We start from the raw sequence: 12,419 nt of genomic DNA, 5'->3' as shown, positions 1-12,419 counted from the left end.
GCCGACGTCAGTACAGAACATCATCGCCGGCCAGTACAGCCGCTTCTTCATCGATCGCCCGTTGGAGGGTTTCATCAGTTACGGCCTCATCCGCCGCTGTGAGGCGCGTGCGCACGGCATCAACAAGAAGCTGACGATGCGCTTTGGGCTGTAGCAACGCCAGTCTTGCGAAGCGCGTCCGTACCGTGTCCGGCCAGATTGCGTCGTACGCTCTGCGCTCAGGTCCCATGTCAAATGGTGCCGGGGCCTGCGTCGAGCGTCTTGATGCTCGTTTGCGTTCGGTGGCCTCCGCGTCGATCGATCCGTCATTCGCAAATACAACGCCATAGTCCTGCGATGCAGCGTCGACGGATAACATGCCCCGCTTCAGGTCACGTGCAATCGCAGCAAGATCGCGGTCGAGCGGATCTCCAAATCCCCCGCCTGCGGGCGTCACTAGCCGAAGCACATCGCCACGTTTGAGCTTGAGAACCGTAACGCGTGCCAGGACTTCCGCGTTTTCCTTGCCCGGATTCAACGTCACTTCGGCCAGGCGCCCGGGATACCCCCCGTCGACGCTCCAGGGTCGGAACGAAAAGCGGTTCATGCCGCGTATCGTCATCGTCGCCTCTGCATCCGTGTTTTCGATTTCCATCAATAGCGCCGCGCCCCCGCGCCAGCGGCCGGCCGAATAACTGTCTTCGACGAGCCGGTTTGCGTGAACAACAAGTACTGTTTCCACTTCAATGACTTCTGTCGGGACGCTCTTGAGGTATCCGGAGCGCGAATCGATTGCATCGGTACCGTCGCTGCCGGCGCGGCCGCCACCGCCGCCGCAAAGCGGGTTGATCACGCTGACCTGGCGCTTACCACTGCGCGGGTCTCGCGCGCTGAGCACGATGACACCCGACATTCCAGGACCGGAAGCGCTCAACCCTCCCTTGACCGCCTTTTGCAGACATCCGAGTAGAACGTCATAAACCCGCGTACTGGCAGCCACTCTTGAGCCGCCGGCGGCTGGGAATTCTGCGTTAATGACTGTGCCTCGCGGAGCATGCAAAGATATGGGGCGTAACAGTCCCGCGTTGCGCGGAGCGTCCGGCTCTACTGTCAGAAGGTAATAAAGAAACGCTTGAATTGTGTAGGGGTGCGTCCCTGCGCCGCTAACGAAGTTATATGCAGCCGGAATTTGTGGGTCGGTACCGGCAAAATCGAACGACACACTGTCCCCTTCCACACACATGGCGCACCGGATATAGGTGTATTGGCCTGGCTCAATGCCTTCCAGGTAGTCACCAAAATCGTAGGTGCCGTCAGGAATCTTCGCAATGACCGAGCGCGCCTTTGCCTCCGAGAAGGCCAACACGTCGAGCATCCCCTGCGCGACCACGTCTCGCCCATATGACACCGACAACTGGCGCAAACGCCGGTCCATGCTTTGAAGCGCGGATATCATGGCCTTCATGTCGCCCCACAAGTCGTCGGGCGTCCGGCTGTTATCAAGAAAGAGCCGACGAACGTCTTCGTTGATTTGACCTTTTTTATAAAGCTTGACCGGCCGGATGCGAATGCCTTCCTGGAACACTTCCGTGAAAGCTGGCGAAATGCTGCCCGGGACGGCCCCGCCAATATCCGAGGCATGAACAAATCCCCATGCAAACGCGAACAATCGGCCATCCACGAATATAGGACGAACCATGGTCACGTCCATCATGTGCGTCACAAGACCGTCTGTTGAGAACGGGTCGTTTGTGAGAAAGCAATCGCCCTCTTCAATCCCTAGTTCGTGTAAAAGCGCGATCGTACGTTTGAGAGGTACACCAATAAACGAGTTCACCCCAGCTTGGCTCGGATAGGCGAACACCTCGCCGTCCGGGGTCGCGATCGCACATTGATAGTCTTGGACCAGCTTGACGAAAGTTGTATGAGCCGTGCGATACATCACCGCTGACGCCTCTTCTACAATCGCGGTGAATCGGTTGTTCATCACTGCAGTCCGGACCGCGTGCATCTCAAACCTCCTTCGTCAACAGGATATTGCCGTGCGAATCAACCGTCGCGTTGAAGCCCGGCGGCACTAGAATCGTCGTGTCGTTCTGCTCAATGATTGCAGTGCCATTTACTGAGTCTCCGGCGCGCAGACTCCCGCGGGCATACACATTGCAATTGGGCTCTACAAGGGAAGCAATTTGAATTGTTCTTTGTCCTAGAAGCGCGTCGTTCATAGTTCCTTGACGAGGCAATACGGCGCCAGGAACGGGCGTTGGCAACATCCCGCGAATACGGACTCGAAACTCCGTGAACTCGACGGCGGCGGAAGGATCGGCGTGCGCGTAGAGTCGTTCGTGTTGACGATGAAATTCGCTTTCAATTGCTGCGAGATCGCCCGAAAGAGCCGCTTCCACTGGAACGTTTACCGTTAGCTGGAACGACTGCCCCCTGTATCGCGCCTCCGCCCGATACTCGAACAGCGTTTCACAAAGCCCACCCCCAATGCTTTGCCCTTCCAGCCATTGCCGCGCGTGGCTTGCCAAAATTGCGAATTCATTCTTTGTTGTTTCTGCATTGACCTCAACGCCCTGCATGCTCCGGACATTGTCGTGCGTCAATCCGGCTACCAACCCGCCAAAAGCACAGAAGACCGATGGCATGACCGGAACCAGCACTCGCCCTATACCCAGCTCGCTCGCTAACAAAGGGCCATGGAGCGAGCCAGCGCCTCCATAAACAACAAGCGTGACATCCGCGGGGTCTAGCCCATAACGCGCGAGATAAGGAAGAACGCTTGCGACCATGTTGGATGTTGCGACCGTCAGGCAGGCCTCAGCCGCCGCGATTACGTCTGTACCGAGCGCATCTGCTATTGGTTGCATCGCGGCTTGCGCCGCAGCGGGATCGAGCGTCATTCGACCGCCAAGGAAATGGTCGGTGTGAATGAAGCCGCAAAGCAGATACGCGTCTGTTACGGTTGGCTGCGTGCCCCCGTGACCGAAGCAGGCAGGACCGGGGCGCGCGCCCGCGCTGCGCGGCCCAACCCTCAACACGCCCCCGTCAATCCAGCAGACCGAGCCCCCGCCCGCGCCAATGGCCTCAATACCGGTAACCGGCATCATCAACGGAAATTCACCTACCTCGGCATCGCCAGTAATGGACGGCTCGCCGTCCTGGATCAATGAGATGTCCGTGCTTGTGCCCCCCATGTCCATGGTAAGCATGCAGCGTTCATCAAGAGATACGCCCAGGTACTGCGCCGCTGACACACCGGATGCCGGCCCCGAAAGTAATGTATGCACGGGGAGTGCGCGCGCCTCCGATGCGGCTAAAGCGCCCCCGTTCGATTGCATGATAAAAAGCTTCGCGCCGGGCAGCGTCTCATCAAGCCAACGCTCTATCTCCGCAATGTACGAGTTCATTCGCGGTTTCACGTACGTATTGAGCACAGCGACGATCGCGCGCTCATACTCGCCGATCTTTGGCCAGATCTCGCTCGAAACAGAAACGTTTTGCAGGCCAGTCTCCGCCACGATCGTGTCACGGGCAGCGAGCTCATGCGCCGGATTGCGAAAGCTATGAAGGAACGCTACTGCGATTCCTTCGACTCCTGCCTCTTTTGCCTGCATTGCGGCGCGCGCTACAGCCTCAAGGTTTATTTCCTTGCGTGGGCGTCCGCTAGCTGCCATGCGTTCGGGAATCTCGAACACCAGTTCGCGCGGTACGAGAGGCGATACCCGATCACCGAGGAGATCGATTGCACGCCGCAATTTCAACCGTTGCAACTCAAGAATGTCGCGAAATCCTTCAGTGGTGAACAATGCGATGGGAGGGCCGCTGCGTTCGATCACGGTATTGGTTGCTACTGTCGTACCGTGCATGACCACGATCTGTTCTGCGACTCGCGGCTCCATGCGCTTGAGCATCTCCTCGCAGCCGGTCTTGAACCCTTCGGCAAAGTTTGGCGGGGTCGAGGGTACTTTCAAGGTTTCAACCTTTTGCTCGCCTTCGCGCCATGCTGCGAAGTCGGTGAAGGTCCCGCCAATGTCAACTCCGATCTTAAGCATCTATTCTCCGAGCCTTTAACAAAAGGCCGCCACGTTTTATCGAAAAATTCTTGGTCAGAGCGTCTGCCGTGGCTAAAGCTGAAGAACGTGTCACTTCCCACTCACCCCAAGCACGTTGTCACTAGCACCATCTGCCGCTCGACATCTTTCTTGTTCAACAATGAAACGAGGATATGTTCAATATAAAAAATGTACAATTGTTTTTTTGTTATTGAACATAATCTACCCTCGCTTTCGGGTTGCTTGGCCAGTTCGGTTCGGACCGGGCTTTATCGGGGCTACGCCTCACGGCGCAACATGCAATGTAGAACGTGCAAGTCAGGAAGACGGCTTAAAAGTCCACGACGAGTATTTTCCGGGGCGGCGATGGCCATTGTTTTATGACCAATCGACCTTCCCGGCCGCGTTCCGCTCCAGTCCCGAGTTTCTGATTGTCCGGGAAACGAGCAAGCTGACAGCAGTGCAGACGCCTGCATTCGTCGATAGCGCCGGTGACGGGCTCTTCGCCGACTGAGGACGGAAAACCTGCCGCCGTCTCGCCCGCACCCTATTTAAAACTTGTGAGTTATGCCAACTCGCAAGTCCGCTTGAGTGCTTGATAGCGACGGTGTGGTGAACCAGCCCAACTCCGGATTGACTCCAGCAGAGGCTTTCACAAAGTCGCCGGAGATGTAAAGCGTAGTGCGCTTCGAGGCGAAATACTGAAAGCCCGCCGATACCTGGTTCCACGTATGACCTTCGAAAGTGTCATGCTGATATCCTCCCAGCAGCTCCAGCGACGGAGTGAAGTTGTATGTCGCGCCGCCTTCGTAGACGTGCATATAAGAGGTCATATTCCGGTAGACCAATTCGGTACTGGTGAAGTTGGCCATCACGGTCAGCTTCCCGAACGCGTAGCTTCCACCGATTCCCATGATGTTGTATTTATCCAGCACGAACGCGGTGTTGAGGTCCTTTTCAACGTTGTTCGTCACCGTGGCTACGGTCTGCCCAAAAAAGACCGGCGTTCCCAAGCGGTTATACGGGTCGATGGAATATCCAGGTAGGGAGGCGTATGCCACCCCGACGTGAAGCGGACCATTGATATAGTTGCCGCCCGCCTCCCACGCGCTGCCAGTATGGAAGCTGCCTGCAACATTGCTGAACGAATACATCACGCCGGCCTTGAAGCCGCCGATCCGAGGAGAAGTGTATTTGACGGCGTTCGGCAAACGCGTACAACTCATGCGGTCAATATCCCCCTGATGGATACCGTATCCGCTCGCATAAAAGCTGACGTTATAGTCGCAGAGGTAATCCGAAATACTGTCGTACTGGTCGCCGACGGTCAACTTTCCCCACTTCACGCTATCGAGACCGACCCATGACTGGCGGCCGAATATGGCCCCGCCGTTATTTGCTTTTCCGGTATTGATGTTGAATCCGCCTTCCACATCAAAAATGGCTGAGAGTCCGTTACCAAGGTCCTCCTGCCCCCTGAAGCCCCAACGGTTGCCGTGAGCGATTCCGCTATCCATCTTGAAGTTCTTGCTGCCGCTCTCGTTTGAGACATACGTGATGCCGTCATCGATCAAGCCATACATTGTCACGCTGCTTTGCGCGTGAGCAACACCCACTGCTGACGTCAATCCGCCAACTGCAACCATCGCCGCTACCCGCTTTTTCATTGTCGAACTCCCCTTGTACGTAGTTATCCTGATCGAATGCGTTTGATTTCAGCTTCACACAATGGCCATCCGTTAGCACCTTGATCACGCATTTCGCGCTGAAGGCCCGCTGAACAGGATGAAACGAGGATATGTTTGAAAATATAAATGTACAATCGCTTTTATGTTATTGAACAAAAATTGGCAAGATGTTTTTTTGAATGCTCCACAAGCTCGCCACGTTGTCACCAATCAGATGCACGAATCGAGAATATGATCACCATCGGTGCACATCGCAACCCGTGCAACATGCTTGCGGACGGCGCGATTTGTGCAGGCACCAAATGAATGTACAATTCAAATTTTGTTATTGAACATTCGGGGACAAGATGGACGTTGAGAGTTTCGTTAAACAAGTGGGCGCCAGAACAATGCGAGGAATTGCATTGACGGTAGCTGACCTCATACGCAGTGGAGCGATTCCCATTGGAACGCAATTGCCGCCGGTCCGCGAATTGGCCGAGGCGTTTGGGGTAAGCCCAGCGACAATATCGGGGGCGTGGAAACAGCTTCGCGCCTTTCGCATGGTCAGCGGCGGCGGCCGAACGGGAACATGGGTCCGTGGCGACCAGACTGCAATGCGTCCTTCACGGTACGAGGACTTCGCGAACTACGGTGAGAATGTTCTTGCGGATTTGCGGTTTGTTACTCCCGATCCAGCTCTGCTTCCTGATCCACAGAAGGCGTTAAAGCAGGCTCATCTAGCCAAGAACCTTCACAGCTACGTCCGCGAAACGATCGCGCAGGAACTCAAGGACGTCGTGACAAAGGACTGGCCATACAAAAAATGTGCATTTACAGCGGTGAATGGCGGCTACGACGGGCTCTATACCGCGCTGCAAATGGTTGTCGCCCCCGGCGCAACCGTCGCCATTGAAGACCCAACAACGCTACGCGTCTTCGACATTCTCGAAAAACTTGGTGCTCGCACTATCGGCGTGGAATGCGACTCACAGGGCCCGATTCCCGAATCGTTGGCCAGCGCCCTGGAACACCGTCCGGCGGCATTCGTGTATCAACCCGGATCGCACTCTTTGACCGGGATGCGCGTCAGTCCCACGCGCCTGAATCAAATGCGCAAGCTTCTCTCTAGTACTACGACGGCGCTGATCGAGATGGATGGGATGGCTGGCCTGGCAAACGCCCGTCCGTTGAGCCTCGGTACCGCCTATCCCGAGCGCACAGTGCACATCCGCACTTTTTCAAAATCGCTTGGAACCGACTTCCGGCTCGCCGTGCTATCGAGTTCCGAGAAACTTGCCGATCAGATCCAGGCGAACAGAAACTTTCGCGAAGGTTGGACGAGCCGATTCCTGCAACGCGCCGCCGCAACGCTCCTCACCGATCCTGAATCGCTACGTCAGGTTGCTCACGCCCGAAAAATTTATGCGCAGAGGCGCGATGCATTGGTCGAAGCGCTCGCTGAACGCGGCATCAAAGTAAGCGGAGAAGACGCATTGTGCATATGGCTGCCTGTCGCCGACCAACAATATGCCCTGGTGACATTAGCCGCGCGAGGGATTGCCGTTCAGCCGGGTTCGCGTTTTCAAGTCACGCCGCGGGCGCACATCCGCGTTGCGACAAGCATCGAAGTCGGCCAGATCGAGACGATTGCCGATGCCCTTGCGCAAGCGGCAGCAACGTCCGACCGCGTAACTTCCAGGGCGTGATGGTCGGTCACGGACACTCGTGCCCCCCGGGATTGCTCCCGGAATCCGATGACCTTGGCTAAAGCAGATCGCTGAATTGACTTTGAGTTTCCATGCTTTGTAGCGACGCGAAGAACATCGCAAGAGGCGTTTGCATACGGTTCCTGGCACGCGCCTCTGCATCCTGGAGTTTCGCAAGGATATCGGCCCAACTTGCTGGATCTCCGGGAGAGCCCCGAGGAACGTCGCGCGTCGCCGTAAAACGAGTTCCGTCCGTCAAGACCACCTCTACCAAACCTCTTTCTTCCTCGCCGGCCCAGGTTTTCATGTGGACCTTTGGCATGAGAAGGGCAATATCTTCTTGGCTGAGCGCGGCCGTATCGAAATCGTCCAGCGTTATCTTGCCGCGTGCCAAGGCGACAGCAACCGTGAAGTTCATACTAAACTTGGCCTCAATGCCTGTCTTTGGATTGGGAAATCGCAAATAGTCTGTGCATTCGTTTCGCACGAAACATGAGACATGAGCGATCTTCTGAATATCGAACGAATGGCGTTTAGAGATTTCGATTGCAGCGTCAATCGAAAGGTGAGTGCAACTGCAACAGGGATAGAGTTTCACTGCTAGCCCAGGGGTGAGTAGTTCCCATTCTTCGCCAAGCGCTGGCAACTCTATCCGATGTTTTGACCGGTCAGTAAGCGCGTCCAAAAAACCATGTGGAGCTTCCAGGATGTGAGTGCCTGCCGTGAATCCTCGCTCGGCGAGCGCCGCCGCGAGGTACCCCGCCTGCGCGGCGCGACCACAATGAAGAGTCTTGGTCATGGTGCCCGTGTTGCCAAGCACCCCCCCGGCAAAAGAACATCCGATTGCAAACGCTCGCTCCGTCTGACTCTCGTCCAGGCCACGCAAAGCGGCGGCGGCTGCCGTAGCGCCCAGTGCGCCGAGGGTTGACATCGTATGCCAGCCTCGCCGCGTATGTGCTGCGCCGAGAGCACTGCCTAGCTTGCACGCAACCTCAACGCCTACAGCGTATGCGCGAATCACATCCAGGCCGCTTGCGTTCGTCATGCATGCGGTCGGCAAGAGCGCACTTAGAATCGGCGCGCTCGGATGACCGTTCATCGATTGTTCGCTGGTGTCATCAAAATCGTCCGCGTGAGCGCATATGCCAGTAAGCATTGCTGCTAGCGACGGATCATCCCAATGCCCAAGCCCCGGAACGATTACCCGAGCCTTGTGGTTGGATGGCGCCGAAATCTCCATGAATATAGAGGCAGCATGCGTTGACGACCCGGCCAGGATGCACGCCAACGTGTCGGCTATGTGCAGCTTCGCCCGCTCCACAACGGTCAAAGGTAACGTGCGCTGATTTGAGACAAACTCAGCTATCTGACGTGTGGCAGACATATCCGGCATTCTTTGCGTTACCTCCATTACGGCTGCCCTGGTTTATCACGCATGCCTGGCCGCTGCCATCTGGCTTCGTTAAAGGTCTTATGCGACACGCTTCAAAAATGACACCGTACGCGCGTTATTTGATTGAGAGAAGATCTGGTCAGGCGAACCGTCTTCAATGATCACGCCCTTATCCATAACAATCACACGATCGGCAACTTCTCGGGCGAACCCCATTTCGTGCGTCACGACGATCATGGTCATTCCGCTCCTCGCCAGTTCTTTCATGACCGACAAGACCTCCCCGACCATCTCAGGGTCAAGTGCGCTTGTGGGCTCGTCAAACAGAACAATATTGGGCTTCATTGCGAGGACACGCGCAATGGCGACTCGTTGCTGCTGCCCACCGGATAGCTGAGCAGGATACTGATCTCGCTTGTCCGCCAGACCAACACGCTCAAGAAGAGCCATGGCTTCCCGGGTGGCTTTCTGCTTCGTCAACTTCAAAACATGCACAGGAGCTTCAATGACGTTTTGAAGCGCGGTGAGATGCGGAAAAAGATTAAAGCGTTGAAAGACCATGCCCACACTTCGACGTGTCGCCGTTTTCTCTTTTTCACTTAGGCTTATTTTTTTACCGCCCACCGTTTTGCCGCTGACAAGAGCGCCGTTGACGAAGATATCTCCGGTCTGGATTTCTTCAAGAAGGTTGATACAGCGGATGAGTGTGGTCTTGCCTGATCCAGATGGGCCGATAACAACGACCGTCTCCTGGCTTTCTACTCTCAAAGAGACGTGCTCGAATACCGTCAGGTTTCCGAATGATTTGCTCACGTCGCGGAGTTCAACGGCGGGTGTTGCCAGTCCTTCGGCCATGTCAGATCTCCATTCCTGAAAGTGCGGCAGTTTTTGTGTCCAGCATCTTGGCGCTCGTGCACTGACTTAAGGAAAGCCGATTTTCAACCCACCGCTGGAACACCATCCACGCTCCGCTTAGCAACAGGTAGTAAACCGAAATTGCGCCATAAGCCTCGAAGGTCTTGAAGTTCCCGGACCGCAGGCTGTCGGCAACATGCACGAGTTCAGGAACAGCGATGACGCTCAAGAACGCCGTGGTCTTGAACATCAAATTGCATTGGTTACCCAGCGACGGAAGAATGGTTCGAAATGCCTGGGGAAGGATTATTCTACGCATGGCCAAAGCGCCTGACATGCCAAGCGCCTGCGCCGCTTCCTTTTGGCCTTGGTCGACTGATCTGATCCCGGCCCTTGTGATTTCGCTCATATATGCCGCTTCGTGCAAACTGAACGCTAGAATCCCGGCAACTATGCTGCCGCTGATCGAAAACTGCAGCGTGTGGATTGTCGAAGGGAAGAGATCGACGCCAAACAACGATGGCAACCCGAAATAAATGAGGAACATCTGAACCAGAACGGGCGTTCCACGAAAAAACCAAACGTAGAAACGATTAAGTCCTTTCAATGCTCCAAGACGGCTGTTCCCGAACAACGCCAGTACCAGTCCGATCAATACACCTACGGTCATTGACGTGAGGGTTACCGAAATCGTAATCCAGACTGCGTAGAGCAATTGTGGCGGCGGCGAAAACACCAGCTCAAGAAAGTAGTGCAGATCAAAGTTCAAGGATGCTCTCCCGGCGCTGTTTTTCCGCTCTTACCAAGATCTCGCATGTCATATCAACCCGAAGCCCTTTGAGTAATGCTTTTCCAGCGCTTCCTGTATATATCCCCAGGCGGTCGTCAGCGCGAGGTAATAAACAGAGACGCCCAAGTAGACCTCGAGAGTCTTGTAATTAACGGATTGGACGGCATCGGCAATGAAGAGCATTTCGGGAACTGCGATCAGATACAACAGAGAGGTCGCCTTCAACATTCCGTTGATCTGATTTCCAAGCGGGGGCAACATGATCCGAACCGCCTGCGGCAAGATTATTCGTCTCATGACCAGTCCCGGCGTCATCCCAAGCGCTCTGCCCGCTTCCCACTGACCGCTTTCAACGGAGGCAATCGCGGCTCTGGCGATCTCGCTGAAATAAGCAGCTTCGTGTAAAGCAAACGCCGTGACTCCGGCCACGACCGCACCCCCAACTGAAATGAAGCCGAAGAGCTGAACGCTTTGAGGGAACAGATCGACATTGATCAAGTATGGAAGGCCAAAATAAATAATGATTACCTGCACCAACAAAGGCGTACCGCGAAAAATAAAAATATATACGGTGTTGACCCACCGGATCGCACGCCACGGTGACACACCGCAGATTGAAAGAAATAGTCCTGCCAGCACGCCGAACGCCATGGACACGAACGTTGTCAAAACGGTTGTCATCAACCCTCGTAAGAGCGCGAGCGGAGGATGAAAAACGAAGCCGAAAAAATAGCCTGCGTCGAAGTGCATTTCGGAGGTCTCTTCGCTCTAGAGTGGTTCTATTAACGTCGCAACCCAACCTGATATTAACGATACTTCTGTATCGAACAACGCACGGACCAAGTTGAGCTTACACGGCGGCCCCGCAGATATTGCGAATCAGGAACAGGGTTTTTCGTCGCGGCACAGCGTTATGAAACCGTCCATGCCCCATTTCTTGCTCGACTGCTGAACATAGCCGCTGTCAAAAAGGGAGATATAGGCTTTCCGCACGGCGTCTTCTATTTGCGGATCATCCTTGCGCATGACAATGCCAATTGTCAGCGGCTCAACGGGCAATCCCCCAACCTGGAAACGGCCATTACTCAGGTGTTCCCAGTAGCCAATAGTCATTGCATCGCCAACGAAAGCGTCGACGCGTCCAAGTTGCAACTGATGGAACACCGTCGTGTTCTGCGGATATGACTGGATTTCAATCGGGCTTTTTCCTTCGGATACCGCTTTGGCGCTTGCTGCTTTCAAAAGTCGCTCGGTCGTGCTCGACACGAGGACGGCCCCGCGGTGTCCGGCCAAATCGTCAAAGGTTTTGAGATTAAGGGGATTGCCCTTGGGAACCATCAAACCCAAGCGCATGGTCATGTAGGTAACGAAGTTATAGCGAGCGACACGAGCAGGGCTTTTCGAGCTGCTCGACATGACCGCGTCGCACTTCCCTGAATCCAGGGCAGCGAAAATGTCGGCAAAGGGATAGTTGATCACCTCTGTCTTCACGCCCATCACCGGACCGATTGCAGACATGATATCTACATTGAACCCCTTCGGCGTTGAACCGTCCTCAGCCAAAAAGCCGGCCGGAGGATCGCCCAGTTCAGTGCACATGACGATCTTCCCCGCCTTTGCGACTTTTGCCGGCGGTACGACAGTTTTTGCGAAGGTAGTCGGAAGCTTGATTTCATAAGCGGTTCCCGCCGCTTCAGCATGAGCAGTTACGGCGATGCTGGACAAAACGGCGAAGCACACGCTGGCAAAGATCTCGTTGAAGCGAACAATCATGGCGTTTCCCTTTCGTTGGATCGTGTAATCCCGACTTGCCTGAGACTTTTCGAGTCCCATGCCGGGGGCATCCTTACATCAGCCGGACTGGCTACATCCGTATTCAGGCCAACACGGTATTAAGCCAACTAGCGCCCGCTTGGCGCATGCATGCTCTCGCCGACAGCTTGACGGGTCCCGCCTGGCGTCCCTTCT

General features: G+C 55.3%; 9 protein-coding genes. 1 reads left to right on the top strand and 8 read right to left on the bottom strand.

Annotation, left to right across the window (positions count from 1 at the left end; genetic code table 11):
* Positions 1-7: 7 nt before the first annotated feature.
* From AWB64_RS08135 to AWB64_RS08125, 3 genes are all read right to left on the bottom strand, one after another.
* Positions 8-1,990 carry a hydantoinase B/oxoprolinase family protein gene (locus AWB64_RS08135; protein WP_060818177.1) on the bottom strand — a complete coding sequence of 661 codons (1,983 nt, stop codon included), beginning with the start codon at positions 1,988-1,990 and terminating at the stop codon, positions 8-10.
* Between the two features lies 1 nt (position 1,991).
* The gene (locus AWB64_RS08130; protein WP_060818176.1) at positions 1,992-4,037 is read right to left on the bottom strand and encodes a hydantoinase/oxoprolinase family protein; all 2,046 of its coding nucleotides are present in this window, start codon (positions 4,035-4,037) and stop codon (positions 1,992-1,994) included.
* A gap of 551 nt (positions 4,038-4,588) precedes the next feature.
* Entirely contained in the window at positions 4,589-5,704 is a 1,116-nt protein-coding gene (locus tag AWB64_RS08125) for a porin (protein WP_060818175.1), read from the bottom strand.
* 368 nt (positions 5,705-6,072) lie between these two features.
* On the opposite strand from AWB64_RS08125, the gene AWB64_RS08120 reads away from it, so the two are divergent.
* Positions 6,073-7,413: an aminotransferase-like domain-containing protein gene (locus tag AWB64_RS08120; protein ID WP_060818174.1), complete on the top strand. Its 1,341-nt coding sequence runs from the start codon at positions 6,073-6,075 to the stop codon at positions 7,411-7,413.
* A gap of 58 nt (positions 7,414-7,471) precedes the next feature.
* Here AWB64_RS08120 and AWB64_RS08115 read toward each other — a convergent pair whose 3' ends face one another.
* The 5 genes from AWB64_RS08115 to AWB64_RS08095 all read right to left on the bottom strand — a co-directional run bounded on the left by AWB64_RS08115 (position 7,472) and on the right by AWB64_RS08095 (position 12,284).
* Positions 7,472-8,797: an MmgE/PrpD family protein gene (locus AWB64_RS08115; protein WP_244163985.1), complete on the bottom strand. Its 1,326-nt coding sequence runs from the start codon at positions 8,795-8,797 to the stop codon at positions 7,472-7,474.
* Between the two features lie 87 nt (positions 8,798-8,884).
* Complete coding sequence (locus tag AWB64_RS08110; RefSeq protein WP_060818172.1) at positions 8,885-9,661, bottom strand: amino acid ABC transporter ATP-binding protein; 777 nt, start codon at positions 9,659-9,661, stop codon at positions 8,885-8,887.
* A gap of 1 nt (position 9,662) precedes the next feature.
* The gene (locus AWB64_RS08105; RefSeq protein ID WP_060818171.1) at positions 9,663-10,430 is read right to left on the bottom strand and encodes an amino acid ABC transporter permease; all 768 of its coding nucleotides are present in this window, start codon (positions 10,428-10,430) and stop codon (positions 9,663-9,665) included.
* A gap of 48 nt (positions 10,431-10,478) precedes the next feature.
* Positions 10,479-11,201: an amino acid ABC transporter permease gene (locus AWB64_RS08100; RefSeq protein WP_060818170.1), complete on the bottom strand. Its 723-nt coding sequence runs from the start codon at positions 11,199-11,201 to the stop codon at positions 10,479-10,481.
* 129 nt (positions 11,202-11,330) lie between these two features.
* On the bottom strand, positions 11,331-12,284 hold the full coding sequence (locus AWB64_RS08095) for an ABC transporter substrate-binding protein (protein ID WP_244163984.1): 954 nt from the start codon (positions 12,282-12,284) through the stop codon (positions 11,331-11,333).
* Positions 12,285-12,419 lie beyond the last annotated feature (135 nt).

Source organism: Caballeronia sordidicola, from assembly GCF_001544455.2.
Classification (GTDB): Bacteria; Pseudomonadota; Gammaproteobacteria; order Burkholderiales; family Burkholderiaceae; genus Caballeronia; species Caballeronia sordidicola.
The sequence above is the reverse complement of the archived record's forward strand: the minus strand, read 5'-3'. Positions and strand labels throughout refer to the sequence as shown.

What these genes read in the sequence shown, in the direction of transcription:
- AWB64_RS08135 (WP_060818177.1), bottom strand. Translation starts at nt 1,990, where the DNA reads ATGCACGCGGTCCGGACTGCAGTGATGAACAACCGATTCACCGCGATT.
- AWB64_RS08130 (WP_060818176.1), bottom strand. Translation starts at nt 4,037, where the DNA reads ATGCTTAAGATCGGAGTTGACATTGGCGGGACCTTCACCGACTTCGCA.
- AWB64_RS08125 (WP_060818175.1), bottom strand. Translation starts at nt 5,704, where the DNA reads ATGAAAAAGCGGGTAGCGGCGATGGTTGCAGTTGGCGGATTGACGTCA.
- AWB64_RS08120 (WP_060818174.1), top strand. Translation starts at nt 6,073, where the DNA reads ATGGACGTTGAGAGTTTCGTTAAACAAGTGGGCGCCAGAACAATGCGA.
- AWB64_RS08115 (WP_244163985.1), bottom strand. Translation starts at nt 8,797, where the DNA reads ATGTCTGCCACACGTCAGATAGCTGAGTTTGTCTCAAATCAGCGCACG.
- AWB64_RS08110 (WP_060818172.1), bottom strand. Translation starts at nt 9,661, where the DNA reads ATGGCCGAAGGACTGGCAACACCCGCCGTTGAACTCCGCGACGTGAGC.
- AWB64_RS08100 (WP_060818170.1), bottom strand. Translation starts at nt 11,201, where the DNA reads ATGCACTTCGACGCAGGCTATTTTTTCGGCTTCGTTTTTCATCCTCCG.
- AWB64_RS08095 (WP_244163984.1), bottom strand. Translation starts at nt 12,284, where the DNA reads ATGGGACTCGAAAAGTCTCAGGCAAGTCGGGATTACACGATCCAACGA.